Raw genomic sequence first — 26,817 nt, forward strand, 5'->3', positions numbered from 1 at the left:
TTACTCTTTGTTATACGTTTAACGAAAACCGAATTGGCACGCTAAATCGTGCTTTTATCGGGTGGTTATTTTTAACAACAGGATGAAACTGCCACTGCGCTACATTATTTAAAGCAGCTTTGTCGAGCTCAGTAAATCCGCTGCTTTTTAACACAGTTAATTTTGCTATATGCCCCTGCTTATTCAACTCAATTTGCAATAACGTAACCCCTTCGTAACCTCTTTTTTTAGCCCGTAACGGATACGTTAACATTGGCTTAGGGGCTTTAAATAAAGGTAATTCAGTTACGGTAACTAATTGATTAGTAGCAGAGTGTTGGTTACTTAGTTTTGTTGTACTAGAACTGGGCGCAGCAGGCTTTATTTTATTTTTGTTTGCTGGGGCGTTTTTTACAGACTTTTTATGCTCAGTATTTTTAGCTGTGTTAACCGGTTTGGCTTTAGCTGGTTTTTTTGGCGGGTTATCTATTATTTTTTTTATATTTTCAGATGTTTTTTTTACTACTTTAAGGTGCTGCTTGGTGCCCGAAAACTCAGTACTAACATTATCGTTTTTAACTACAGACGTTGTTAGTTTTGGCTCAGCTGGTATTTTTTTAGCTACTTTACTGGCGTTAACCTGGGTTGAGTTAATAATATTAATTGCCACACGATCGGCTTTTTGCCCCTGCGAAAATGTCATAGCTTTAGGGGAGACAGGTTGCATAAACAACCCAATATAATGAGCAACTGCTGACAGTAATATAAAAATAGTAAACTTCATAGCTTTTAAATCTAAATGATAACTGTTATTGTTCGTGTTTATTGATAGTATCAACATTGGATTTGTTATGAAACCCCTATACACATATTTAATTACGCTTACCCTGTTAACATTTGCTTGTAGCAGTAATTCAGCTCCATTCTCGGCACAAAGAATTGTTGTTTCGGGAGGCTCAATAACTGAAATTATTTATGCCTTTAATGAGCAGCATCGTATTGTAGGTGTAGACAGCACCAGTGTATTTCCAAGTGCTGCGACTAAAAAACCGCAGATAGGGTACGTACGAAAAATAAGTACAGAGGGGATATTATCGCTCAGCCCAGATTTACTCTTAGGCGAAGCCGACACAGGACCTCAAAAGGTAGTAGAGCAGCTAAAAAGTACGGGAATAAACATGACCATACTTACACAAGAAGATAACTTTTTAGGTATTGAAGCTAAAATAAAACACATTGCACGTTTACTCAATGTACCTAAAAAGGGAGAGCAACTTGCAAATAGTTTGGCAATAGACAGAGCTGCTTTAAACACTGTTTTACAACAAAGTACTTATAAGCCGAGAGTACTTTTTATTCTTAATGTACGCAGCGGGCAACCTATTGTAGCCGGGGCAAATACCTCTGCAAATGAATTAATAAATGCCGCTGGAGCAATTAATATTGCAGCAGAGCACATACAAAATTGGAAACCGCTTTCAACTGAAGCGGCCCTTGCTCTTAATCCAGACGCAATTATTACTATGGGACGACACGGCGACACCCCTATGGAAAACGTCTCAAAACTAGCACATTTTAAGTTCTCTAATGCAGTTAAAAATAAGCAAGTATATAGCTTTGATGGCAGTTATTTATTAGGCATGGGCCCACGTACACCACAAGCGGTAGTTGAGCTTGCAAGTGTTTTACACCCTAATGCTAAATAACCTACAGCGTATAAGTTTCGCTTTGCTAAAACCTCTCAACCTAACATTGAGCTAAGTGAGTAATAACTATGCTGGCATTAGGAAGTACGCTATTAACCGAACAAAAACAGCGAAAAATGGCCATTCCCTGTTTATTTTTAGCCTGTGTTTTTATGTTTTTTATTGCACTAAGTAAAGGGGGCGTAAATTTAAGCTTAAGTGAAATAGTCGCAATAATTAACCAGCTTGAAACTGATAGCTTAAAAAACGCTATTATTTGGCAAATACGCTTACCACGCATAGTGTTAGCCATGGTGGTAGGTGCAGGGTTAGCCGCGTGTGGCTGTGCTATGCAGGCAATTTTTAGAAACCCATTAGCCGATCCGGGTTTAATTGGTGTGTCGAGTGGTGCAGCACTTGGCGCTGTAGCCACTATAGTATTAGGCAGTAGTTTATTTGCTAACTTTAGCAGTACCTTGGGCGTTTATGCGGTACCGGTTGGCGCATTTATTGGCTGTATTAGTGTATGTGTATTTATTTATAGATTAAGCGCTCACAGTGGTCAGTTTACAATTATTAGCTTATTACTAGCTGGTATTGCTGTTAATGCCATTGTGGGATCGCTCATTGGTGGGCTTACATTAATTAGTAACGAGCAACAACTGCGCGATTTAACATTTTGGAGTATGGGTTCTTTAGCCGGTAATCACTTTGCAATGATGCTGCCCTCTTTATGTATTATTGTTTTGAGTGTGGTTTTATTACTACGCCTAGCAAAACCTCTTAATTTATATTTACTAGGCGAAGCGCAAGCTAAACACTTAGGTATTAATGTAACGCGGCTTAAAAAGCAGGTATTTATTTGCACGGCATTGTGCACCGGAGCAGCTGTCTCTATTACCGGTATTATTGGTTTTGTTGGTTTTATTGTGCCGCATATTGTAAGGCTTGTTTTAGGGCCCGATCATCGTTACTTAATGCCAACAAGTATTTTAGGCGGCGCGCTGCTATTAAGCTTTGCTGATTTATTTGCACGCACTGTAATGCTCCCTGCAGAGTTACCTATTGGCTTAATAACCAGTGCTATTGGTGGCCCTTTCTTTTTAATTATGTTGCTAAAAACTTATCAGCAACGGAGCTTATAAATGCTGTGCGCTAATAATGTATCGGCCCAAATTGGGCAAAAAAAACTACTCAAGCATATTAACTTTTATGTAAAACCTAACGAGTTAGTGGTAATTATAGGCCCTAATGGGGCGGGTAAATCGTCGTTATTAAAAGCTTTATGCGGCGATATAAAAATTAATAATGGCGATATTACGCTTAATGACCGCTTGCTTAGCGACTACTCAATAGCAAGTTTGGCTACATTACGCGCTGTGCTTACGCAAAATTACGAACTCGACTTTCCATTTAGCGTAGCTGAAGTGGTTGATATGGCGCACTTTGCCCATCAAGCAGACTATAGTAAACAGCAGCTTATGCATTTTTCAGAGCAAGTAATGCAAGCACTTAGTGTAACGCACTTAAAAACCCATACCTTTACACAACTCTCTGGCGGAGAAAAACAACGCGTACAACTTGCGCGGGTATTATGCCAAATTCAGCCTAGCCTAGTTGCCAATAAAACACCTTACTTACTAATTGACGAGCCCACCTCTAGCTTAGATATTTTTCATCAATACGATGTAATGGCTCAAGCTAAAAGTATTGCTAGCCAAGGCGCAGGAGTAGTTGCCGTGATCCACGATCTATCGCTTGCTGCCAGTTTTGCAGATCGAATTTACATGCTTAATAATGGCGAGGTAGCAGCATGTGGTACACCAAAAGAAGTGCTTACCCCTGCGCTACTTAAACGGGTATATAATATTAACGCCAGGCTTGAAAATAACACCAGCGAGGCTATGCCACACATTCAAATGTGTTACTAAAATACTTAACTAATATCAGCGTTTATTCAGCTTTAAAAATCAATAAGACTTAAACGCACCGCTATTGCGTATCGGCTTTGCAGTTGCACTAAAAAATAGATAAGCTGCATGCACTTATCTATTTTATTTAGCTTTGGAGTGTGTTTTGCTAAATAAGTATGCTGTATCGTCTATTGCTTTTTTAATCGGGTGTTTAATGCCATTACAATCTTCTATAGCTCAACCTGCGCTTACGCTTGAACAACAACTTGGCCAAAAGCTATTACTCGACTTTCGCTATTTTTGTCACCAAGGTGCAAGCAAACAGTGCCGAACGCCAATGACTCAATTACCCAATGAACTGGCAAACGCCATTAGTAAATACAATATTGGCGGGGTGATTTTATTTTCTGAAAATACCCAATCTATTGAACAAATAATTACCCTTAACCAACAATTACAACATGCTGCAAGTAAATCGAGTTCAGCATTACCTTTGTTTATTTCGGTTGATCAAGAAGGCGGCCGTGTTGCACGCCTACCGCGCGATGTAGCAACCTCGTTTACCGGTAATATGTCGATTGGTGCTACTTTTGAAAAACACGACAATTATTTTGCCGCGCAAACCTCTAAAGTAATGGCCACCGAGCTAAGTGCTTTGGGTATTAACGTTAATTATGCGCCTTCAATCGACGTAAATATGAACCCAGATAACCCCGTTATTAATGTACGCTCGTTTGGCGAGGATCCTAAGCGCGTTGCAACTTTAGGTGCAGCTCAAGTTGCTGGATTTGAAAATAACGGCATTATTAGTTCGCTTAAACATTTTCCGGGCCACGGCGACACTAACGTAGATAGCCATACGGGCTTACCTAGAGTTAACCATTCAAAAGAGGTTATTTACCAACAAGACCTAGCCCCTTTTAAACAGATTATTGCCACGCAAAGCCCTGGCATGATCATGACCGCACATATTCAGTACCCTGCGCTTGATAGCAGTACCTTTACCAGTGTAGATGGTAAAAGCATGATTAAGCCCGCAACTATGTCGCGTAAAATAATTACTGATATTTTACGCCATGAGCTTAATTATAATGGCGTAGTAGTAACCGATGCACTTGATATGGCAGGTATTAGTCACTTTTTCAATCCTACTCAAGCGGTTATAAATACCTTTGCTGCAGGGGTCGATATTGCCTTAATGCCAATAGAAATTCGCAGCATAGATGACTTAACCAAACTTGATCAGCTCATTACAGATTTAGTTACAGCGGTTAAAACTAAGCAACTTAATCAGCAAGAAATAACTGAGTCGGCGCAGCGTATTACAGCGCTTAAAAGTAAGTTTAAACTTAACACCAGTTTTAACGCCATTAATGCGCTAGTTAACGCCAAGCATGTTATTGGTAGTAAAGCGCATCGCAATATTGAAGCTCAACTTGCGGTAGAGGCTATTACACAAGTTAAAAACACTCACAATACACTGCCACTTACACTTAAAGCCGGGCAACATATACATATTATAATGCCCGACACCCGCAAATGTATGGCACTACAACAAGCCCTGCAAAGCATTAGTAAACATACGCTTAACTATACTTGTAGCAGCTTGCAAGGCTTTGATCCGCAACAAGCGCACACAGACATTAATAAAGCCGATGTTGTTATAGCGGGCAATGCAACGCCAAATCAAAGTGCGGTAGAAATTGGCGGTATGGATGATTTAAAAAACGATCCTCAATTTGCACTTAGCAACGCACAGCAACCAAAAGCACTTGAGTCGTTATTAAAAGTGGCCAAAAAGCAAAATAAAAACACGGTATTTATTAGCCTAAGAGCGCCTTACGACATTGCTGAGTTTAGCGATTATGCGCATGCTGTACTTGCATCGTATGCCTATAATATTGATCACGATAAAAACGATATTGTAACAGGCCCCGCATTTACCGCTTTAGCACACGTACTGTTAGGAAAATTGCCAGCTAATGGCACTTTGCCTGTAACAATAAAAAAGTAAGGAGAACTTAAATGCTATTAAATTGCGATTTAGGTGAAAGCTTTGGTGCTTGGAAAATGGGCTTAGATGAAGAGGTTATGCCGCACATTAATATGGCTAACATCGCTTGTGGTTTTCATGCGGGTGATGCCGATGTAATGGCAAATACGCTCAAGCTGGCAAAGCAGCATAAGGTACAAATTGGCGCTCATCCTAGCTACCCAGATCAACAAGGTTTTGGCAGACGATCTATGGCACTTAGTGCAAGCGAGCTTACAAATTGTCTGCACTATCAAATTGCTGCGCTAGAAGGTATGGCCAAAGTACAAGGCTTAAGCCTTAGTTATGTTAAGCCCCATGGCGCACTTTATAACGATATGATGCTTAACGAGCAGCTTTTAACTAGCGTAATGAGCGCGGTAGCACACTACCCTAGCCCATTAAAATTAATGATTTTAGCAACGGCTGATGCTAAAAAGCATCAAAAAATGGCCGACACTTTAGGGTTAAAATTAATATTAGAAGCCTTTGCCGACAGACAATACACCGACGAAGGGCTTTTAGTGTCAAGGCAGTTAGCAGGTAGTGTGCATAACGAGCAAGCTTTAATTGAGCAAGTAAAGCAACTGTTAGCTGATGGCAGCGTAACTACGCGTTCAGGTAAAAAGTTAATTTTAGATGCCGATAGTTTATGCGTTCACGGCGATAACCCTGCCGGTATTGCACTCATTCAACAAATAAAATTATTGTGTAAACGGTAAAGCATTATTTAATATGTTCAGTTGTAAACCCCCTTTACAGCTGAACCGTTTTACAGATTCAGTCTACCCACGCAATTACTTCATCGCCCTAGCTATTATTTTTAAACTCTCTAACATATAACTATTATTATTAACAACCACAGGGATTTGAAATGAAAACATTTTTTGCGCTTAGTCTATTAATAAGCACAGGTAATCTTGCCTTTGCCAATAGCAGCACCCTACAGTTAGAAGATGTATTTACGCTTGAATACGCTAACCAGCTAGACATTACCAAAGACGGTAAAACAGTTTATTTTGTACGTAACAGAATGGATATAAAAACCGACCGTAAAATAGGTAATATTTGGACAGTAGATTATAAAACACGACAAATTCAACCGCTTACTTCTGGCGTACATATGGATCATTCGCCAAAGTTGTCGCCGGACGGCTCTCGTTTAGCGTTTATTTCAAACCGTGACGGTAGCAACCAAATTTACATGAAATGGCTTAAAACTGGCGCGGTTAGCAAAATAAGTAACCTTACAAGTACGCCAAAAGCGCTAAGCTGGAGCCCAGATGCTAAGCAACTCGCATTTAGTATGTTTGTTGCCACCACATCAAGCTCACCCATTAACTTACCTGGTAAACCTGAAGGCGCTACTTGGGCAGAGCCAGCTAAATATATTGACGACGTGTATTATCGTGCTGATGGTGCTGGTTACTCTAAAAAGGGCTTTGAGCAATTATTTATTATTGACGCAAATGGCGGCAATGCTAAACAACTTACCTTTGATGAATTTAATAACGGCGGCGAAGTTAGCTTTAGTAAAGATAAAAAAGCGTTATATTTTTCGGCTAATAGGCATAACAATTACTTGTTAAAGCCAACTAACAGCGAAGTATATAAACTTAATTTAATTACGCTTGAAGTAACCGCTGTAACCGATAGAAACGGCCCCGACCGCCAACCTCAAGTATCGCCTAATGGCCGCTACCTTGCGTATACCGGTTACGATGACAAACAAACTAATTACGAAAACACCCAATTGTATATTCGCGACCTACGTTCGGGTAAAACAACTAATTTAACTGCCGACTTAGACCGCAGCGTAGCTAAAATAAAATGGAGCGGTAACTCTAAAGGCATTTACTTTAGTTACGCTGATCAAGGGCAAACCACGTTAGCGTACCAACCTCGTAGCGGTTCACGTAAAGTTATTACCGAAAAAATTGGCAGCGTTTCCTTTGGTCGTCCTTATTCTGGTGGCGACTTTGATGTGAGCGAAGATGACGAAATTGTGTTTACCCTAGCCGACACGCAGCGCCCAGCCGATGTAGCGGCAATTAAACGTGGTAAAGCACAGCGCTTAACAAGTTTAAATGACAACTCGCTGGGGCATAAACAACTAGCCAAGGTAGAAGAGCTATGGCTTAAATCGAGTCACGATCAACTGCCAATTCAAGCTTGGGTAGCCTACCCGCCTGGTTTTGACAGTAATAAAAAGTACCCATTAATTCTTGAAATTCATGGTGGCCCGGTAGCCAATTACGGCCCGCACTTTAGCGCCGAGGTACAATTATATGCGGCTAAGGGGAACGTTGTATTGTATATGAACCCTCGCGGGAGTGATTCTTACGGCAAAGAGTTTGCACAAACTATTCATCATAATTACCCAAGTAACGATTATGACGACTTAATGACTGGAGTAGATGCTTTAATTGCCAAAGGTTTTATTGATGAGTCTAAATTGTTTGTTACCGGAGGCTCTGGTGGCGGCGTACTTACCGCGTGGATAGTTGGCCATACCGATCGTTTTGCCGCAGCCGTGGTTGCTAAACCTGTAATTAATTGGATCAGTTTTGTACTAACTGCCGACTTTTACCCGTTCTTTGCTGACTATTGGTTTCCGGGTAAGCCGTGGGATCATATAGAACATTATATGAAACGCTCGCCAATTAGTTATGTCGGCAATGTAAAAACACCCACTATGCTACTAACTGGTGAATCTGATTTCCGTACACCGATTTCAGAAACCGAACAGTTTTATCAAGCATTAAAGCTACAAGGTGTTGAAACCGCTATGGTACGTATTCCCGATGCATCACATGGTATTACTGCTCGTCCGTCTAATTTAATGGCTAAAGTTGCCTATATTCAATGGTGGTTTGATAAACACACTAAATAACCAAACATACCGCTTGGTATGTAAGTTAAAGCCACTTTTTTAAAGTGGCTTTTTTGCATTACCAATAAGTGTAAAGGGGGTTTACAGTAAGTAACCTAAACTCAGGTTAGGTATTTTTAATAGTAACGCAACGGCAAACCACAAACGCCGCGGCAAGTTAATTAACCTGAACTCTGGTTAAGAGATTTACTAACGTATTGAATCATATTTATATTTAATTTTATTCTCTCTAGCCAGAGGTTTTCAGTGAAAACAAGGCGAATTTACGCGTCAATAGCTGGCCTATTGCAAGTAAATTCAACGCAGTTAGCGCTGAAAATAGCTGCTTGAGATAAGTTTATTATCCGGAGATCAGGTTAATATAGCCAAAAAGTACTCACTACCCCTTTAGGGATATAGTCCACTTTAACTATATTCACCTACACGCTAACATCAGCAATATAGAGATAAAGCCATCTAAATGCTTACTAATACTTAAGCTATCTTAATGCCTAGCTTAAGTATCGGACTTAACTATTATTTGAGTTGGTAAAATTTCGGTTTATACAATTAAATACCCACTGAGTTGGTAAAAAACCGGTTTGAGCTAGTGTTTATAGGCCCTCAGTTAGTAAAAAAGTGTTTTGTGGATTGCTCAAGTTAGTAAAAAATCGGTTTATTATAAGGTGAGTGTTCACTCAAAAAGCTAAAATCAGTCACTTATGGCCTTTATTTACAGTTTATAAAGCCATAAAAGTGCTAAAAAGGTTAAATAATGGGCTTTACACTAAGCTTGGTTAAACTCTGATCCGTAATTATAGCCAGCTAGTTAAATACTGATCTGTTGTGGGTAGCTACTTAACTGAACTGGTTAAAAGGTTTACTAAAGTATTAAACTGTAATGATAATTTTATTTTCTTTAATCAGAGGTTTTTGAGGAGTGGGGAGGAAACAAGGCAGCTTTACGCGCCCATAGCTGGCCTATTGCAAACAAATTCAATGCAGTTAACGTCAAAAAGTGACTAAAGCTAGCTTTATTACCCACAGACAGGTTACTTAATTATACGCATAAAAAAAGGGCCTTTCGGCCCTTTACGTAACACTATCTAGTTGAATTAGAATTGGTTCATGGTGTTATCTTCACCACCGGCTTTAAGCGCATTATCACCAGAGAAGTACTCTTTGTGTGTATCGCCAATGTTAGAGCCTGCAAGGTCTTGGTGCTTAACAGACGCTTGTTCGCGACGAATCTCTTGACGCTGTACATCACGTACATAAGCCAGCATACCTAAGTCACCAAAGTAACCTTCTGACAAAATATCCGTACTTAATGCTGCTGTATGGTACGTTGGCAATGTGATTAGGTGATGGAAAATACCGGCTTCACGTGCACCATCACGTTGGAAGTTTTGTACTAGTAAATCGGCTGCTACTGCAAGCTCGGTAGCATCCATTTCTGGTGCCATAAGGCCTTTATTGTCACCCAAGCTTGGGTAAGCGCTAAGGTCACGGCCCGCTTCTTGCCATTCTTGATACACTTGCTCACGAAACTTAAGTGTCCAGTTAAACGACGGTGAGTTGTTATAAACAAGCTTAGCATCTGGCACTTGCTCTTTAACACGATTAACCAGCTCAGCAATTTGCTTAACATGTGGTTTTTCGGTTTCAATCCACAGTAAATCTGCACCCGACTGTAGGCTAGTTACACAATCTAGTACTACGCGGTCTTTTTCTGTGCCTTCGCGGAACTGGAATAAACCATTATCAAGGCGCGTTGGTTTGCAAAGTTGGCCATTAAGCTTCATTGCAGTGTCGCCTTCATTTAAATCTTCAACACCGTTAATTGGCGTAGTTTCTAAAAATGCATTGTACTGGCTAGCTAAGTCACCTGGAGTTTGTGAAACCGGTACTTTTTGCGTTAGGCTGGCGCCTAGTGAATCGGTACGCGCAACAATAATACCGTTATCAATGCCCAGTTCTAAAAATGCGTAACGTACTGCGTTAATTTTAGCTAAAAAGTCTTCGTGCGGTACGGTTACTTTACCTGCTTGGTGGCCACATTGCTTAGCGTCAGACACTTGGTTTTCGATTTGAATTGCACAAGCACCTGCTTCAATCATTTTTTTAGCGAGTAGGTAAGTTGCTTCTTCGTTACCAAAACCGGCATCAATATCAGCAATAATTGGCACTACGTGCGTTTCAAAGTTATCAATTTTATCTAGTACCGCTTGTACGTCGCCGCCATTTGCTTTAGCTGCATCTAGGTCATTAAATAAATGGTCTAGTTCACGTGCATCGGCTTGCTTTAAAAAGGTGTAAATTTCTTCAATTAGTGCCGGAACTGAGGTTTTTTCGTGCATACTTTGATCCGGAAGCGGACCAAACTCTGAACGAAGTGCCGCAACCATCCAGCCACTTAAGTATACATAACTACGCTTAGTTGTTTTTTGATGGCGCTTAATAGCCATCATCATTTGTTGCGCAGTAAATCCATGCCAACAACCTAAAGACTGAGTGTACTGGCTTGTATCTGCGTCGTATGCGGCCATGTCTTCACGCATAATGTCAGCAGTAAACTGTGCAATTTCTACCCCAGTACGAAAGCGATTTTGTAAACGCATACGTGTTGCATATTCAGGGTTAATGGTTTTCCATGCACTACCTTGTTTTTTACAAAGTGTTGCTAATGTATCTGTTTCGCTTTTATATGTAGTCATAATTAAAATCCTTTGAACGGGGTAAATTATTATAGTGTTATGAGAGTGACTGCTTTAGTTGCTCTGCAGCGCTTAATTAAACATTAGGCTTATTTTTCAGATTTAGTAAATTTATAGTTGTTATTGCGGCTATACATATCATGAATGAGCAAAATGCACTCAACCCCTCTTTTTTACGTTATGGTTACACTACGCACACTAAAATTTACAATATCGCGACCGTTTAAGGATTATTAAAATGCCCCATACTCTCACTCACTCAGGACTCAGCGTAGACAACCAACTAGCTGATTTTGTTAAAAACCAGCTATTACCTGGTACACATTTAAATGAGCAGCAATTTTGGCAGCGCTTTGCGCATATTGTACAAACATTAACGCCAGTAAATAGAGCTCTACTTGCTAAACGCGAACAGCTACAACAGCAAATTGATGAGTATCATCTGGCTAATAAAAGCTGGGATAAAGCCCAGTACCAGACGTTTTTAACCGACATAGGTTACCTTGTAAACGAACCTGAAAATTTTAGTATTGAAACAAAGAATGTTGAGCCCGAAATAGCACAAACAGCGGGACCACAGCTAGTAGTGCCGGTAAGCAATGCACGCTTTGCACTTAATGCTGCAAACGCACGTTGGGGTTCGTTATACGATGCCCTATACGGCACTGATGTACTAAGCGAAGAAGATGGTGCCGAAAAAGGCCGTACTTATAACTCAGTTCGTGGCTTTAAAGTAATGGCATACGCGAGACAGTTTTTAGATAAAGCCTTGCCACTAGAAAACGGCTCGCATATAGAGAGCACTAATTATTCTGTTGTTGACGGTGCGCTGTCAATTACTCTACGCGACAGCTCACAAACCAAACTAAAAAAGCCTGAACAATTAGTGGGTTACCAAGGTGAAGCACAAAATCCTAGCGTTATTTTGCTCAAAAATAATGGCCTACACCTTGAGCTACATATAGATCACCATCACCCAATAGGCCAAGCAGATAAAGCTGGCTTAAAAGATGTAGTACTTGAAGCTGCACTTACCGCTATTATGGACTGCGAGGATTCTATAGCTGCGGTTGATGCAGAGGATAAAGTACAAGTTTATAAAAACTGGTTAGGTTTAATGCAAGGCAACTTAGTTGAATCGTTTAAAAAAGGCGATAACACAGTTGAACGTACCCTGCAAAGCGATCGCCAATATACGGCGCTAAATGGTGAAACCCTAAGCTTAAAAGGCCGCAGCATGATGTTTGTGCGCAATGTAGGCCACCTAATGACCAATCCAGCAATTACCGACGTAAGCGGTAACGATGTGTTTGAAGGCATTATGGATGCCATGTTTACTGCAACAGCGGCGCTGCATGATTTAAATTCTAGCAGTGCGCTTAAAAACTCCAGTGCGCAAAGTATAAATATTGTAAAACCTAAAATGCATGGTCCTGAAGAAGTGGCATTAACTAACACGCTATTTAACATGGTTGAAGAAGCACTTGGCTTAGAAAAAAACACCATTAAAATGGGCATTATGGATGAAGAGCGCCGTACTTCAGCTAACCTAAAAGCCTGTATTCATGCAGCAAAAGAGCGTGTAGTATTTATTAATACCGGATTTTTAGATAGAACAGGTGATGAAATTCATACCTCAATGCACGCCGGTGTGGTACTGCCTAAAGCCGCTATTAAATTAGAGCCGTGGATCAGCGCCTACGAAGATCGCAACGTAGACATTGGTTTGGCTTGTGGCTTAAGCCATAAAGCACAAATAGGTAAAGGTATGTGGGCTATGCCCGATAAAATGGCATTAATGATGGAGCAAAAAATAGCTCATCCTAAATCAGGTGCTAATACCGCGTGGGTGCCCTCCCCCACTGCAGCAACTCTGCATGCCATGCATTATCATGATGTAGATGTATTTAGCGAGCAGCAAAGCATTGCTAAGCGTGCTATTGCCAGCCTAGATGAGCTACTTACCCCGCCATTAATGGACGAGCCTGAGCTACTTAGCAAAGAAGATATTAAAACCGAGCTTGAAAACAACGCCCAAGGTATTTTAGGTTATGTAGTACGCTGGATTGACCAAGGGATTGGCTGCTCTAAAGTGCCCGACATAAACCACATTGGCCTTATGGAAGACAGAGCAACACTGCGTATTTCAAGCCAACATATGGCTAACTGGCTGCATCATGGTATTTGCAGCGAGCAACAAATTAGATCAACCATGGCCAAAATGGCAAAAGTGGTAGACGGCCAAAATGAACACGACAGTGCTTATAAGCCTATGGCAATTAGTGAGCAATCACTTGCTAATAATATTGCCTACCAAGCTGCACTAGCCTTAGTGTTAGAAGGAGCTAAGCAACCAAGTGGCTACACTGAGCCTTTATTGCACAGCTACCGCTTAAAATATAAAGCGCAGCAAGGTACTTAACACTTAACTTCAAGTAATAAAACACCCTAGTTAGCATACAAAAACCAGCCAAAGTGCTGGTTTTTATTTATTTGCCAAAAATACCAGCCAATATTAATAACTAAGGTGAATGGCTAACATTCATCTTAGTAGCCGTTATTAGTTTTTAACCACAAAAAAGCGCGTTTTGCTTACACAAAACACGCTTTTTCTAAAATTATTACCGCTTTAATATACAGCTTTAATTAGTTTTTGATGATTGCGTTGTGATAAATATTTTGTACGTCATCACAATCCTCAAGCATAGTGATGAACTTATCAAAGTTAGCAATTACTTCTTCATCTGTAATTTCAATATGCACTTGCGGGACAAAAGTAATTTCGTCTACTTCAAAATTAATGCCTTCAAACGCCTCTTCAAGGGCTGTTTTAGCTTTAAAGTATTCTGTATGTGGGGCAAACACCGATACTTTACCGTCTTCTACTTCAACATCGGTTACATCAACGTCAGCCATCATTAGTGCTTCTAACACAACTTCGTCGTCATCGCCTGAAAAACCAAGCACAGCAAAATGATCAAACATATGCGCTACACAACCCGGTGTACCAATTTTTGAATCTGTTTTAGTAAAAGGCAAACGTACATCTTTAATAGTACGATTTGGGTTATCGGTTAAACAGTCAACAATAACCATACAATTTCCAGGGCCATAACCTTCGTAACGTGCAGTTGAGTAATCCTCCCCTGCTCCACCGGCGGCTTTTTCAATTGCTTTTTCGATAACATGCGCAGGCACTTGATCTTTTTTTGCCTTTTCGATTAAGCGGCGCAAAGTTTGGTTTACATCTGGGTCAGGTTCGCCGTTTTTAGCTGCAACGTAAATTTCTTTGCCGTATTTTGAATTTACTTTAGTTTTTGCGTTAGCCGTTTTAGCCATCGAACTTTTACGAACTTCAAATGCTCTGCCCATCATGTACCTCTAATGAATACGTTAAACTTGTCGACATTTTACCAATTCAAAACGTATTGGGCTAGCACCACGTTAATATATAACGTTTATAACACCACACTAATTACATAAAAAAATAAACAAAGCGCTATTTAACATAACACAACTTTTTGTGCGTAATTGTCAATTAAAGTAACTAACTGCGTAAAATCATGTAATACATAATCGGCCTGGCTAGCATAACTAGGAGTAACATCGGGGGCGTATAAACATGCACGCATATTGGCATTATGCGCTGCCTGAATATCATATAAAAAATCGCCCACATACAATAAATTACTTGGGCTCATATTCCACAAGGTAGCAATATTATTTAATGCACTCGGATCGGGTTTTGCTGGCGCGTCACTTCGGGTAAGTACTATTTCTATTGGCAGTGGATTATTTTGTAACTTAATAGCGGCCGCTTTGTCAAAATTGCGTGTAACTATCGCCATTGGAATGTTTTTAGCTTTAAGGGCATTTACAGCCTCACTCACACCGGGTAACATTTTGGCATGTTGAGCGTCGAGTAACTCATGCTGATGTACAATATTCATTGCCTCTTCGCGCATATATGCTGAAGGCAATTGGGCAATATAATCGAGTAAGTCTTGCTCACACGGGCACCCTATTTGCGCTTTAATTAATGAAAAATCTAATTCTGATGACACTAAAGTGCCATCTAAATCAAAAATCACACCTTTAATCGCTTCAATCTGCATTTATATATCCTTCCTTGTATTTAATACCCATTGAATTAAACCCTATATAAAAATAACTTCATCGTTTATAAAACTAAATCACTGATGAATAACAAAATTTATATACCTAACCTGACCTCTGGTTAAGAGATTTACTAACATACTAAATCATAGTTATATTTAAATTTATTTTCTCTAGCCAGAGATTTTCAGTGAAAATAAGGCGAATTTACGCGTCAATAGCTGGCCTATTGCAAGTAAATTCAACGCAGTTAGCGCTGAAAGTAGCTGCTTGAGATAGATTTATTATCCAAAGTTCAGGTTACCTAGCTTGCTAAAAAGCACACTAATATACAAGGTATATTAACGTAATTTAGTATTAAGTCGATCAGAAAAACGGGAATGAAAATAACAAAAACGCGCACAGTGACTGTGCGCGTAGTTTGTAGGATTATTGTTGCTCAAACCTTGCTTCAAGCCAAGTATCGTCTTGAGTAAAGTTTAAGGTTTTTATTTTTCCTTGTCCTTCAACGTTAACCATATTAACTTGCGAAGGCCATAAGTCGCGCAGTGCACCGTTACTCATTTTAATTCCTGCAATTTTTACCGGAATTGGCGCTTCTTGGTAAACCCAAAAAAACTTGCCATCAACTTGTGCTCCTACAAAGTTAAGCGGCAGTGGTTCACCGTTTAACGTTTGTAGCGCAACATGCGACTCTACATACTTAGCAAAGCGTTGTTGATCTATTTTATTGCTAATAATATCAACCTTACCTTTAAATAAGTGCGCCACAGCATGCTCAGTATCGTGCAAATAAAAACGATGCATTAGCTCAATATTATTAGTACGTTTATTAAAAAGCACAGTAGTAACAGACGACTTTAATTGATGCGCCATGCTAGGCGCAGCAATTAATAAACCAACAATAATTAGCAATATGCGCATTATTGTTGCTCCTCACTGCTGTTATTTTCGTCGCCTTTAGGTTCGTCTTTTTTAAGCTCGGTTTTAATATCTTGCATAATATCGCGGCTTACTTTTGCTTTGCTCTTTTCTTTTTTAAATACTTCTATGCGTGATGGAATAATACGACGTGGGTAGTTATTATTTTCAATATCTACGTCAGCCGTTTCCCAGCGCGGATCGATAGTAACCGACACCAGCGATTTATTTTTGTCAGTCACTATTAATTTTTGCACATTTTTATAATTACGACGCCAAATTTCGGCCGCAATATAACGCTCTTCTTTGCTGCCATCTTCAAAAGTCAGCTCTAATAAAATAGGCATTACTAAGCCGCCTACGTTAGAAAACTCCATTACGTAGTAGTTTTGGTCTTCTTTTATTGCACGCTCAAGCGTTTTACGCTCCCACGGCTCTAAGCCCTTTAAAAACTTGTTGTACGCGTTGCGTTCTTTATTAGTAACGGTAAAACGGTCGTTTTCGTCATAAAAGTCGGTAACATCGGGATTTTCTTCTACCCAGGTTTTTTTACCTTGTGCGCGGTTACGCTCTACAAACAGCGAAGTTGGCTTATTTGCTTCAATATCGCGCAATCGACTAAAATCAATATCAGGGTTTTTAGTGTCTAAACGCAGTTGATATACCTTATCTAAAGCAATATCTACGTGATCTGTGGTAAAAAACCAACCACGCCAAAACCAATCTAAATCAACACCCGAAGCTTCTTCCATAGTACGAAAAAAATCAGCAGGGGTAGGGCGCTTATACTTCCAGCGCTGAGCGTATTCTTTAAACGCAAAATCAAACAGCTCTCGGCCTAAAATAACTTCACGTAAAATATTAAGTGCTGCAGCGGGTTTAGTGTACGCGTTAGGGCCTAAACGCAATACGCTGTCTGACTGGGTCATTATAGGCACTTGAATTTCTGACTTCATATACGCCACTATATCGCGCGGCTCAACGCCCCATGGAATGCTCGGATCCCACTCTCGCCCTGCAACACCGTCTAAAAAGCTATTTAAACCTTCATCCATCCAAGTCCATTGGCGCTCATCTGAGTTTACTATCATCGGAAAGTAAATATGACCCACTTCATGGATCACTACACCGAGTAAAAATCGTTTTTCTGCTTGAGAGTAAGTACGAGTTCCATCATCTTGCAGCTTAGTGCGCGGGCCATTAAAGGTGATCATTGGGTATTCCATACCACCAACAGGGCCATTTACTGACTGCGCGGTTGGGTATGGGTAATCAAATGAATACTTTGAATACACTTCCATAGTGTGAATAACAGCTTCGGTTGAATATTTTTTCCATAAATCGCCCCCTTCTTTAGGGTAAAACGACATAGCCATAACCAATGGCTGCTCATCACCGCCTTGCTGATAGCCTTTAGCATCCCACATAAATTTGCGTGACGACGCCCAAGCAAAGTCGCGTACGTTATTAGCTTTAAAGTGCCACGTTTTAGTTTTATCTGTACTGGATTTTTCGTTATCGAGCGCTTCTTCTTCACTAACAATAAACACAGGGCGTTTAGCATTTTCGGCTTGCTTTAAACGTTTGCGTTGCTTGCTCGTTAATACGCTACTTGCGTTATTAAGCTTACCCGTTGCCGACACGATATGGTCCGCAGGTACGGTAATTTCAACATCGTAATCACCAAACTCTAAGGTAAATTCGCCGCCACCTAAAAATGTTTTATTAGTCCAAGCTTCGTAATCAGTATAAGCAGCTAAACGCGGAAACCACTGCGCCACTAAAAATATATCGTTACCATCTTTTTCAAAGTGCTCATAGCCCGAGCGTGCGCCTACTGCATCTTCTTCAACTAAGTTAAACGCAAAGTTCATGCTAAATTCGGCTTCTTTACCTGGCTTTAACGGCTTATTTAGGTCAATGCGCATTAAGGTATCAACTACGGTTACACGTAATTCGTTGCCATTGTCATCTTTTACATTGCTAATTGTATATCCAAGCTCGTTGTCGCTCATAAATTGTTGGCGACGTAGGTCGCCTAAACTTAACTTGGCGGGTTTATCGGCTGGTAAACTTGTTAAAGTACTTTTAAACGTTTGCGTAGTTTCTGCAATTGAATCATTTTTAAAAACGTTTTGATCTAACTGTAACCATAAGTACTTTAATGTGTGTGGTGAATTGTTTTTATATTCTATTTTTTGGCTACCGCTTATACGGCGCTTTTTTTCGTCTAATTGTACGTCAATATCGTAATTAACGCGTTGCTGCCAATAATTTTCGCCAGGTTCTCCGGCAGCACTTCTATAAACATTTGGTGTTGGCAATGCTTCGTCTAGTTGACGAAACTTATCGATATAGCTGCCTTTGGTTTGCTCAATAGCAGACGCTAAAACAGTGCTCGACATTGCTATTGGCAATATAACCGCACTTAGCGTATAAATTATTTTTTTCATTATTAAACCTGTTAGATTTTAGTGTGCGCACTTTGACAAAATTATCGTTTTTCTTCAATAAAATAACGATAAAGTGCGACTTTTTCAGGCTAGTTTTCACTATTTTTTTACAATTAAAGCGCATTATTCTTTTAGATAAAATTAATTAAACGTGAATTAAAATAATAAAACTGTAAAGGGGCTTTACAGTTTGTCGTTTTAAATAAAAATAATTGCCAAATATCAGCTAAAAATAACGGCTTACAGCTACTAAATCTCCCTCTGTATTTTGGCTTCAAAGGTAGCCAAATGTAATTATTTAGCAAAAAAGTTAATCCCTTTGTATGAGAAACCGCCAATAGTGAAGTTTAAGGTTGATCTTTGTATCCATTTGTACTTAGAATCGCCCACTTTTTTCATTTGAGGGTAATTTAATATAATTATTTTCAAATATGTTTATTAATATTTTAGTGTTGAAAAGTGTGGTGGTGTATGGATTTTTATGTTCTAAAAAAGCAGCAAAAACTAATTGCTATTCCAGCAGACGCGCAAAACTGTAAGCAGTATTTAAACTCAGGTTATTTGTATATTGACAAAGTGGCCGCTTGTAACGAAAAAAATGCATTGAAAGCGTTACAAGCTAAAAAAGCCAAAGCAATTAAACTGCCGTTATTTATGGCACTTTTAGCCTTGCCTCTTATTTATGTTGGTTGGTTTAGCTTAGGAGCTAGCTAAAGCCCATTCACCCTAGCAAGATGAGCCTATAAGGTTGCATCTTTAACTGCCTTGGGTATATTGGCGCTCTTACGATTTTTTAAGAGCGCTACATGAAAGTTCTGCACACTTCTGATTGGCACCTTGGCCAACAATTTTATGAATATGACCGTCGTCATGAACACCTTGCTTTTTTCACTTGGCTGTTAGCCACTCTCGTTGAGCAACAAATAGATTTACTGCTCGTTGCTGGCGATATTTATCATACTGCAACCCCCAGTGCTAGCGCCGAGAATCAACTCTATCAATTTATTAAAGATGCCAAAAAGCAGTGCCCTAATTTACATGTAGTAATTATTGCTGGGAACCACGACTCTGCAAATCGTATTTTAGCCGCGCAACCGTTACTCGCTCAATTTGATACCCATGTTGTAGGGCGTTTTGAGGCAACAGCAGCGGCTGATACCGTAATCACTATTAACACTAACAAAAAATGCGCTGTAATCGTTGCCATGCCATTTTTGCGCGCAAGCGATGTAACTACACTCAGCCAAACCAAAAGCGGCCCTAGCTATGCCCAAGGCGTTAAAAAGGCATATGAACTTGCCCTTGAGCATGCAGCTACTTTACAAAGTGAAAATACCCCGTTAATTGTTATGGGGCACCTTCATGCTAAAGGCGGCGATATATCGAGTGACTCTGAGCGCAACTTAGTAATAGGCGGCGAAGAAGCCATATCTGCCAACGTATTTGGTAAACAAGCACACTACGTTGCGCTGGGGCATTTACATAAAGCGCAGCAAGTTGCTAAAAATGAATGCATTAGATACAGCGGTACGCCAATTCCTATGTCGTTTTCAGAGCGAAATTACAGCCACCAAGTAAATGTAGTTGAATTTAATAGCGATGAAAAACAGCAAATTAGTGTAACTGTAAACCCCCTTTACATTCCTCGTTTAGCCGATGTAATAGTTTTACCAAAAGGGGAGTGCGTACCATTAGCTGAGCTATGCGAGGAAATTAAAGCCCTCGACACCACAGCCAATACAATAGCACCCTATTTACGGGTAAAACTTAAATCTAGCGATACCGACACCACCTTCAGAGAACAAATAGAACAAGCTCTTGAGGGTAAACATATTCGTTTTTGTGGCATAGAGCGCGTGCGTGAACAAGCAGCTAACAATGAAGGCGGCGCAGTATTTGAAGATTTAACTGAAGTTGAAATGCTCAACCCACTTAATTTATTAGAACAAGCATTTGCAAACGACAAAGATATGCACGGTGAAAGCGTACCCGACGCACTAAAAAATCTATTAAACGATGTTATTAACGAACTAGAGGAGCAACAGCAACTATGAAAATAACCGCAGTGCGTATTCATAACTTAGCTTCTATTGTTGATGCCGAAATAGACTTTTTAGCAGCCCCGCTAAAAGACGCCGGATTATTTGCAATTACCGGCGATACCGGCGCAGGTAAAAGCACTATTTTAGATGCTATTTGCTTAGCTTTATATGCTAAAACCGCAAGGTTAGGTGGCGATAGAGGCAATAAGGTAGAGTTTCAAGGCGACAGCATTAGGCTTAATGACGCACGTAACTTACTTAGACGAGGAACGTCTAATGGCTATGCTGAAGTTGACTTTGTAGGGCAAGACAAAGAAAGTTACCGAGCGTGTTGGAGCGTTAATCGCTCGCGAGGCAAAAGCGACGGCAATTTACAAGCAGCACAGCATACGCTTCATTTATTACCTGATGATACGTTAATTTCATCAGATAAAAGTAAAACAGTAAAACAAATAGAAGCCAAAATAGGGTTAACCTTTGATCAGTTTTCGCGCGCGGTGTTATTAGCGCAACACGAATTTGCCGCGTTTTTAAAAGCCACCGGCGATGAGCGCGCACAGCTTTTAGAATGCTTAACCGGTACCGATAAATTTAGCCGTATTGGTGTACGTATTTTTGAGCGTAATAAAGAACTAAAAGAAAAGTTTGAATTACTCCAAGCGAGTTTAGCAAGTTACACATTACTAAGTGAGGATGAATTAGCCGCTAAACAAACTTCGCTTAATGAATTAAAACTGCAAATTGAACACACTAAAAAAACCTTAACAACTACAGAGCAAAATTTAAATTGGTATAAACAAGCCAATACGCTTGAGCAAGCACTTAAACAAGCACAGCAAAACCAGCAACAAGCGCAAAACGAGCTTAATGCTATTGCTCAGCAAAGTGAGCAAGCTAAACAAGCACAAAGCGCACTTGAAATTAAAGATAACCGCAGTCGCTTTAAAAGTTTAACAGCTCAAAATATTGAGTTAAGTACGAAAGTAAGTGACTTAAAAAGTATAGATCACACTGCAATAATTACTGCGCATACTAATACGCTTAGTAAGCACCAAGAGATATTACAAACAGCTAAAGAACAAAAACAAACTGCTGAGCCTATTATTGCTAAAGCGCGCGAGCTCGACAGTCAATTAGCTATTCAAGCACAAACCATTGCAAGCCTTACCCAGCAAAGCGAAAAAGAGCAATTACAATTAAACGATTTGCAGCAGCAATTTAAGCAAAGCCAATCTGTGCTTGATGAAGCTACAAAATTAAGTGCCCAGCATCAACAGTGGTTAACTACGCACACACAATTAAAACCTTTAGCCAATGATTGGAATTACTATCAGCACAGTTTTAATCAGTTTTTAAACGCAACTGAGCAATTTAAAACAACGGCACATCAAAACCAAAAATTAGTGGCTGAGCAGGCTAAGCAAGCGACGCTTTTAACCACGCAAAATGCAAAGGTTGAGTCACAAGAACAGCTACTTGCTAGTGAGCAAAAAAATCTTAACCAATTAAATGAGCAGCAACGCCAATTTAATATTGAACAGTGCGATGCAAAACTTAAAAATATTGATTACTTAAAAGATCAACGCGAGCGCTATAAACAGTTTAATCATGAACTAAAATACAGCACACAACAGCAAACACGCGTTGCAGAAAAACTTATCCAAAGTGAGCAAGCGCAAAACGCATTATTACAAAATTTGGCTTCGTGCGAGCAAACGCTTAAGCACAACGAATACACGCTTAGCCAAGCACGCCTTCGCGCCAGTGAAAATGTAGAACACTTACGTACACAACTTGCTCCTAACGAGCCATGTTTAGTGTGCGGTGCAACTGAGCACCCATATGCAAGCACTCAAAACCAGCAATTAAATAACTTAATAGCCGATTTTGAAACAGCGTATAACAATGCAAAACAGCAACGCGATAGCGCCCAAACCCAGCTGCATCAGCACCAAACACAACATGCTGTGTTAGTGGCCGAGCAAACGCAACATGGCCAAGCAATACAAATTGCACAGGCTAAGCAGCTAGAAATTAAAACGACCATGCAAGACGCTCGCACCGAGCTTAACGAGTTAACAACCGAGAAGCTTGATGAAACCTACAAGCAACTCAGCGAGCAAAAAGCCCAGTATTTTGCAGTACAAACACAGCTGCGTACCTTACAAGAAAAAGTAAATCAGCAGCTTAATGCTTTAAAAACCGAGCAACACGCGCAGCAGCAATTACAAAACCAGCATGTTGAGTTAACTAATCAGTTAAACCAATTAAGCAGTAAACATAACGAGCTAAGCGTACAAATAAACGAGCTAAGCGCAGCGCTTAACGCGCAATTTGAACACAGCGATTTTTGGCAGCAGCTGCAAAGTGAATCGCTTACCCTACGCGATTTAAACAAACAGGTTAAGCAATACCAGCAAACACTAACGCAGCTTGAGCAAAGCCAAAAACAGCTCGACAGTGCAAACCAGCAACTACAGCAATTAACGCCATTAATGACTAAAAGTGAGCACGCACTTAAAGCATTAAATGACGATTTAGCCAAAGCGCAGCAACAGCAAAATATTACGCAAAGCCAGCGATTAGCTTTATTTAATAATGAGCAAATAAGCGCAAGCGACTATCAAGCCAAACTAGCCATGCAGCTTGAGCAATGCCAAACACAGCTAAATGCCAGCCAACAAGCGCACGATAACGCAATTAAACAGCGCGACGAGCATGCCATAACACTTAAAAATGTTGAGCAACGCTTGCAAGAGCACGCCCAGGAGCTAACCTGCCTTGAGGCACGTTACTTAGAGTGGTTTACTGACTTTAAAGCGCAACATAGCGATGCAACACACGAACAGGTCACTATTTTACTAACCTTAAGTAGCGAGCAAATTAAAGCGCACTTAAAACAGTTTGAACAAGTATCACAAACGCTAACCGATACAAATGCAGCACTTAAACAGCAACAAAAATCGTACACTGAGCATCAAAATACTGACAAGCCTTCAAAAAACCACGATGAGTTAACTGAGCAGCTAAATGTATTAAATACCCAGCAAACAGAGCTACAAAATAGCTTGCTCGCCACTAATACCGCTATTGAGCAGCACAACCAAAATGCTAAAACGCTCAAAGGCAAACAAGCTGAGTTAACTACGCTTAAAACGCAAGTTGATCAGTGGCATTTACTTAATAAAGTATTAGGCGATGCAACCGGTAAAACCATGCGTAATTTAGCGCAAACGCAAACTTTAAAAATACTGCTGCACTATGCAAATAGTCATTTAAAAACCCTTAATAAACGCTATGAATTAACCGCTATTGAGCACTCTTTAGATATTGCTATTATTGACCGCGACATGGCCGATGAGCAACGCTCTGTAAATACGCTCTCTGGTGGTGAATCATTTTTAGTCTCTTTGGCGCTGGCTTTAGGGCTTGCTTCATTGTCGTCAAACAAAGTACAAATCAATTCTTTGTTTATTGACGAAGGGTTTGGTACGTTAGACAGCGAAACGCTCAGTGTTGCAATGGATGCACTTGATTCATTACAAGCACAAGGGCGAAAAGTAGGTGTTATATCGCATGTAAGCGAAATGAGTGAGCGCGTAGCAACACAAGTCCATGTGGCTAAAAAGCCGGGCGGTTATTCTAGCGTAGAAATTGTGTGATATTAATTTATATTGATAACACCCATTGTATTTATGATCCCCAAAAAACTTGGGGTCTATAAAGGAAGTAATAATGCCAACATTTACAGATGATCAAGCAACACAATACGATAGCCGCATTACGCGACTAGTACCAGGCTACGAGTTATTGCATCAACTAACTAATGCGCAACTGCAAGCCACATTAAAAGATAACGCACATATTTTAGTGGTAGGGGCGGGGACTGGCAAAGAGGTAATTGAATTAGCTAGCATTAATCCAACATGGAAGTTTACCGCACAAGATACCTCAAACGACATGCTTAGTGTTGCTAGCGATAAGTTTGCTGAGCAAGGAATAAGCGATAGAGTAACTGTACATTGCGGGCCTTTAGAAAAACTTAAAACTAAAGCCGATGCAGCCTTATGCTTATTAGTGCTACAGTTTGTAGAAGATAATGGCGATAAAAAGCAAGTTCTTAAAAACATTAAAGCAAGTCTGAACAAAGATGCTGCGCTGTATATTGCTGATTTAATGCGCCCAGAAACCTTATTTGAGCGTGATGCCCAGCTTTTAACTTGTGCAAAACTAGGCTTAGGTGAGGCTGGACAAACTCATATTCGTCATAGCCTAGAAAATGAATTTTATCCGTTAGATCGCATGCGTTTTAGCGAGCTACTGCATGAGTGTGGATTTAGCACTATTCCTAAATTGTACTTTAAAGCGCTAGGTTTTAGCGGCTATGTAATTTAGTAACTGCTTAACTTAGTAACTTAGTAACTACACCACTTAGTAGCTAAGCTTTAAATATTAAACAGCCCCGCCTAGCGCAGGGCTTTTTTAATGGGGTATATAATTAAAAATGCAGGTTTCGGGCTCGAACAATATCTTTCATCACAATGGTTGAGGTTAAACGTTGCACGCCTGGCAGCGCCGATAGTTTATCATCGTATAATTTTTGAAACGCGCCTAAATCTCTAGTCACCACATGTATTAAATAATCAGGTGTACCAAACAAACGCTGCGCATTAGTTATTTGTGGAATATCTTCAACTGCTAATTCAAGTTTAGCCAACGATGCTTTATCACCTTCTTTAATAGTAATAAAAACCAACGCAGAAAAATTAAGCCCTACTTTTTCTGGAGAGATCTCCGTCCTGTAGCCCACAATAGCTTTGGTTTTTTCTAATTCTTTAACTCGGCGGTGACATGGCGAAACACTAAGCCCCACGCGATCTGCAAGTTCTGAAAGAGTGAGTCGGCCATCAACTTGCAGCTCAGCAAGAATTTTCCGATCTATGCTATCCATATTCAATTATTTCCTAATAATGGCGTTTAATAAGGTAAAATATAGTATTTTTTCCCCATAAGAAAGCAATAAAATAAGCTCCCAATTATTTTAGGTTATTGTTGATGGATATTAATGTTATTTTTTCTTTTTGGCTGGTGTCAATATTGTTTGTACTTACCCCTGGTGCTGATTGGGCGTATACCATAAGCGCAGGAATTGCGGGAGATAAAATTATTCCGGCAGTTTCAGGGCTCTTGTTAGGCCACCTTATTGCCGCGCTGATTGTAGTGGTAGGTTTGGGTGCTATTTTAGCTTCACATGTGATGTTAATGAAATTTTTAACCTTATTTGGCGCACTGTATGTTGTTTGGATCGCGGTTTCGCTTTATAAAAACCCGCCAGTACCCGCAGTATATAATGGCGCTGCTAGTGAATTAGGCGAAACACCATTAAAGTGGATGAAAAAAGGCTTTATTATTAGCGGGTTAAATCCTAAAGTAATGCTGCTATTTTTAGCATTATTGCCACAATTTGTATTTCCGACCTTTTCATTTTCGATCACCGAGCAGCTGTTAGTATTAAGCGTAATTCATTTAATTGGCTGTGGCTTTGTATATTGGTTTATTGGTGTTAGCGCCCGAAAAATATTAAGCAATAACCCGGCACTTGCGATTAAATTTGGTCGACTTTCTGCCATTATATTATTTATTTTAGGCTCTTTAATGCTGTTTGATAGCGCACAAAAGCTACTAGTACACTTACAGTAATACACGCATAAAAAATAAAGCCTAAGCAGTACTTTAAACACCGCTTAGGCTTTTTTATTACTAATATTATCTTGCCCTCAAATATATTTAAAAACGTAGGTCGGTTAAGCGAAGCGCCACCCGACGGGCGAATATCAGCATTACTTCAGATCATTGTTATATCAACTTAAAATAGTTCTCACTTAACACTCAAAGCCAAAAAATTAAAATGACACCCACTCTAATTATTAATCCCTTCAGTCTTTATCTAAACAAACATTGCTAGGCTTAAAAGCATCCTTAATTTTTAAAATCCCTCTGCTTATTCAAACAAAAAATTAAAATGACACCCACTCTAATTATTAATCCCTTCAGTCTTTATCTAAACAAACATTGCTAGGCTTAAAA

Annotated in this window: 19 protein-coding genes; 12 read left to right on the forward strand and 7 right to left on the reverse strand. The window is 39.8% G+C overall.

The genetic code is table 11. From position 1 onward, the window contains the following. Positions 1 to 10 precede the first annotated feature (10 nt). Positions 11 to 763 carry an energy transducer TonB gene (locus tag AAEZ22_RS14875; protein ID WP_350546303.1) on the reverse strand — a complete coding sequence of 251 codons (753 nt, stop codon included), beginning with the start codon at positions 761 to 763 and terminating at the stop codon, positions 11 to 13. A gap of 67 nt (positions 764 to 830) precedes the next feature. Between AAEZ22_RS14875 and AAEZ22_RS14880 the strand changes: the two genes are divergently transcribed. The 6 genes from AAEZ22_RS14880 to AAEZ22_RS14905 all read left to right on the forward strand — a co-directional run bounded on the left by AAEZ22_RS14880 (position 831) and on the right by AAEZ22_RS14905 (position 8,502). Then, a complete protein-coding gene (locus AAEZ22_RS14880; RefSeq protein WP_197182369.1) occupies positions 831 to 1,685 on the forward strand; it encodes a heme/hemin ABC transporter substrate-binding protein in 855 nt (284 codons plus the stop codon). A gap of 68 nt (positions 1,686 to 1,753) precedes the next feature. Then, positions 1,754 to 2,809, forward strand: a complete 1,056-nt coding sequence (locus tag AAEZ22_RS14885) for a FecCD family ABC transporter permease (protein ID WP_197182370.1) — start codon at positions 1,754 to 1,756, stop codon at positions 2,807 to 2,809. After that, positions 2,810 to 3,595, forward strand: a complete 786-nt coding sequence (locus tag AAEZ22_RS14890; RefSeq protein WP_089369029.1) for a heme ABC transporter ATP-binding protein — start codon at positions 2,810 to 2,812, stop codon at positions 3,593 to 3,595. A 196-nt stretch (positions 3,596 to 3,791) separates the two neighbouring features. Beyond that, on the forward strand, positions 3,792 to 5,591 hold the full coding sequence (locus AAEZ22_RS14895; RefSeq protein WP_197182371.1) for a glycoside hydrolase family 3 protein: 1,800 nt from the start codon (positions 3,792 to 3,794) through the stop codon (positions 5,589 to 5,591). 11 nt (positions 5,592 to 5,602) lie between these two features. Then, positions 5,603 to 6,331 carry a 5-oxoprolinase subunit PxpA gene (locus tag AAEZ22_RS14900; protein ID WP_182684203.1) on the forward strand — a complete coding sequence of 243 codons (729 nt, stop codon included), beginning with the start codon at positions 5,603 to 5,605 and terminating at the stop codon, positions 6,329 to 6,331. 152 nt (positions 6,332 to 6,483) lie between these two features. Continuing rightward, the gene (locus AAEZ22_RS14905; RefSeq protein WP_179807805.1) at positions 6,484 to 8,502 is read left to right on the forward strand and encodes a S9 family peptidase; all 2,019 of its coding nucleotides are present in this window, start codon (positions 6,484 to 6,486) and stop codon (positions 8,500 to 8,502) included. Between the two features lie 1,094 nt (positions 8,503 to 9,596). On the opposite strand, the gene AAEZ22_RS14910 is transcribed toward AAEZ22_RS14905, so the two are convergent. Then, entirely contained in the window at positions 9,597 to 11,198 is a 1,602-nt protein-coding gene (locus AAEZ22_RS14910; RefSeq protein WP_011329704.1) for an isocitrate lyase, read from the reverse strand. A gap of 238 nt (positions 11,199 to 11,436) precedes the next feature. Here AAEZ22_RS14910 and AAEZ22_RS14915 point away from each other — a divergent pair, with 238 nt between their 5' ends. Then, on the forward strand, positions 11,437 to 13,620 hold the full coding sequence (locus tag AAEZ22_RS14915; RefSeq protein ID WP_197182372.1) for a malate synthase G: 2,184 nt from the start codon (positions 11,437 to 11,439) through the stop codon (positions 13,618 to 13,620). Between the two features lie 224 nt (positions 13,621 to 13,844). On the opposite strand, the gene AAEZ22_RS14920 is transcribed toward AAEZ22_RS14915, so the two are convergent. From AAEZ22_RS14920 to AAEZ22_RS14935, 4 genes are all read right to left on the reverse strand, one after another. Further along, positions 13,845 to 14,570, reverse strand: a complete 726-nt coding sequence (locus AAEZ22_RS14920) for a YebC/PmpR family DNA-binding transcriptional regulator (RefSeq protein ID WP_011329702.1) — start codon at positions 14,568 to 14,570, stop codon at positions 13,845 to 13,847. Between the two features lie 131 nt (positions 14,571 to 14,701). Next, the gene (locus tag AAEZ22_RS14925; RefSeq protein ID WP_011329701.1) at positions 14,702 to 15,313 is read right to left on the reverse strand and encodes an HAD family hydrolase; all 612 of its coding nucleotides are present in this window, start codon (positions 15,311 to 15,313) and stop codon (positions 14,702 to 14,704) included. Between the two features lie 430 nt (positions 15,314 to 15,743). Beyond that, complete coding sequence (locus AAEZ22_RS14930; RefSeq protein ID WP_086995497.1) at positions 15,744 to 16,238, reverse strand: DUF6702 family protein; 495 nt, start codon at positions 16,236 to 16,238, stop codon at positions 15,744 to 15,746. After that, entirely contained in the window at positions 16,238 to 18,688 is a 2,451-nt protein-coding gene (locus tag AAEZ22_RS14935) for a M1 family metallopeptidase (RefSeq protein ID WP_197182373.1), read from the reverse strand. Before AAEZ22_RS14935 ends, AAEZ22_RS14930 begins: the two co-directional genes overlap by 1 nt. Before the next feature lie 471 nt (positions 18,689 to 19,159). Between AAEZ22_RS14935 and AAEZ22_RS14940 the strand changes: the two genes are divergently transcribed. From AAEZ22_RS14940 to AAEZ22_RS14955, 4 genes are all read left to right on the forward strand, one after another. Beyond that, positions 19,160 to 19,402, forward strand: a complete 243-nt coding sequence (locus tag AAEZ22_RS14940; RefSeq protein WP_011329698.1) for a hypothetical protein — start codon at positions 19,160 to 19,162, stop codon at positions 19,400 to 19,402. Between the two features lie 92 nt (positions 19,403 to 19,494). Then, positions 19,495 to 20,742, forward strand: a complete 1,248-nt coding sequence (locus AAEZ22_RS14945) for an exonuclease SbcCD subunit D C-terminal domain-containing protein (RefSeq protein WP_338411798.1) — start codon at positions 19,495 to 19,497, stop codon at positions 20,740 to 20,742. Then, positions 20,739 to 24,392 (forward strand): AAA family ATPase, encoded by a 3,654-nt coding sequence (locus tag AAEZ22_RS14950; protein ID WP_197182375.1) that lies wholly within the window; start codon positions 20,739 to 20,741, stop codon positions 24,390 to 24,392. Before AAEZ22_RS14945 ends, AAEZ22_RS14950 begins: the two co-directional genes overlap by 4 nt. 73 nt (positions 24,393 to 24,465) lie before the next feature. Beyond that, positions 24,466 to 25,125 carry a class I SAM-dependent methyltransferase gene (locus AAEZ22_RS14955; RefSeq protein ID WP_086995509.1) on the forward strand — a complete coding sequence of 220 codons (660 nt, stop codon included), beginning with the start codon at positions 24,466 to 24,468 and terminating at the stop codon, positions 25,123 to 25,125. A gap of 103 nt (positions 25,126 to 25,228) precedes the next feature. Here AAEZ22_RS14955 and AAEZ22_RS14960 read toward each other — a convergent pair whose 3' ends face one another. After that, positions 25,229 to 25,681, reverse strand: coding sequence for an Lrp/AsnC family transcriptional regulator (locus AAEZ22_RS14960; protein ID WP_011329694.1), 453 nt, complete (start codon positions 25,679 to 25,681; stop codon positions 25,229 to 25,231). A 104-nt stretch (positions 25,682 to 25,785) separates the two neighbouring features. Between AAEZ22_RS14960 and AAEZ22_RS14965 the strand changes: the two genes are divergently transcribed. Continuing rightward, a complete protein-coding gene (locus AAEZ22_RS14965; RefSeq protein ID WP_011329693.1) occupies positions 25,786 to 26,430 on the forward strand; it encodes a LysE family translocator in 645 nt (214 codons plus the stop codon). The last annotated feature ends 387 nt before the right edge of the window (positions 26,431 to 26,817 follow it).

Source organism: Pseudoalteromonas sp. 20-MNA-CIBAN-0454 (assembly GCF_040308685.1).
Lineage (GTDB): Bacteria > Pseudomonadota > Gammaproteobacteria > Enterobacterales > Alteromonadaceae > Pseudoalteromonas > Pseudoalteromonas nigrifaciens.

Excerpts from the sequence above, each read along its gene's own strand:
- AAEZ22_RS14930 (WP_086995497.1), bottom strand. The coding sequence starts at position 16,238 with ATGCGCATATTGCTAATTATTGTTGGTTTATTAATTGCTGCGCCTAGC.
- AAEZ22_RS14905 (WP_179807805.1), top strand. The coding sequence starts at position 6,484 with ATGAAAACATTTTTTGCGCTTAGTCTATTAATAAGCACAGGTAATCTT.
- AAEZ22_RS14910 (WP_011329704.1), bottom strand. The coding sequence starts at position 11,198 with ATGACTACATATAAAAGCGAAACAGATACATTAGCAACACTTTGTAAA.
- AAEZ22_RS14875 (WP_350546303.1), bottom strand. The coding sequence starts at position 763 with ATGAAGTTTACTATTTTTATATTACTGTCAGCAGTTGCTCATTATATT.
- AAEZ22_RS14955 (WP_086995509.1), top strand. The coding sequence starts at position 24,466 with ATGCCAACATTTACAGATGATCAAGCAACACAATACGATAGCCGCATT.
- AAEZ22_RS14915 (WP_197182372.1), top strand. The coding sequence starts at position 11,437 with ATGCCCCATACTCTCACTCACTCAGGACTCAGCGTAGACAACCAACTA.
- AAEZ22_RS14925 (WP_011329701.1), bottom strand. The coding sequence starts at position 15,313 with ATGCAGATTGAAGCGATTAAAGGTGTGATTTTTGATTTAGATGGCACT.
- AAEZ22_RS14920 (WP_011329702.1), bottom strand. The coding sequence starts at position 14,570 with ATGGGCAGAGCATTTGAAGTTCGTAAAAGTTCGATGGCTAAAACGGCT.
- AAEZ22_RS14935 (WP_197182373.1), bottom strand. The coding sequence starts at position 18,688 with ATGAAAAAAATAATTTATACGCTAAGTGCGGTTATATTGCCAATAGCA.
- AAEZ22_RS14890 (WP_089369029.1), top strand. The coding sequence starts at position 2,810 with ATGCTGTGCGCTAATAATGTATCGGCCCAAATTGGGCAAAAAAAACTA.
- AAEZ22_RS14950 (WP_197182375.1), top strand. The coding sequence starts at position 20,739 with ATGAAAATAACCGCAGTGCGTATTCATAACTTAGCTTCTATTGTTGAT.
- AAEZ22_RS14960 (WP_011329694.1), bottom strand. The coding sequence starts at position 25,681 with ATGGATAGCATAGATCGGAAAATTCTTGCTGAGCTGCAAGTTGATGGC.
- AAEZ22_RS14945 (WP_338411798.1), top strand. The coding sequence starts at position 19,495 with ATGAAAGTTCTGCACACTTCTGATTGGCACCTTGGCCAACAATTTTAT.
- AAEZ22_RS14965 (WP_011329693.1), top strand. The coding sequence starts at position 25,786 with ATGGATATTAATGTTATTTTTTCTTTTTGGCTGGTGTCAATATTGTTT.
- AAEZ22_RS14885 (WP_197182370.1), top strand. The coding sequence starts at position 1,754 with ATGCTGGCATTAGGAAGTACGCTATTAACCGAACAAAAACAGCGAAAA.
- AAEZ22_RS14895 (WP_197182371.1), top strand. The coding sequence starts at position 3,792 with ATGCCATTACAATCTTCTATAGCTCAACCTGCGCTTACGCTTGAACAA.
- AAEZ22_RS14940 (WP_011329698.1), top strand. The coding sequence starts at position 19,160 with ATGGATTTTTATGTTCTAAAAAAGCAGCAAAAACTAATTGCTATTCCA.
- AAEZ22_RS14880 (WP_197182369.1), top strand. The coding sequence starts at position 831 with ATGAAACCCCTATACACATATTTAATTACGCTTACCCTGTTAACATTT.
- AAEZ22_RS14900 (WP_182684203.1), top strand. The coding sequence starts at position 5,603 with ATGCTATTAAATTGCGATTTAGGTGAAAGCTTTGGTGCTTGGAAAATG.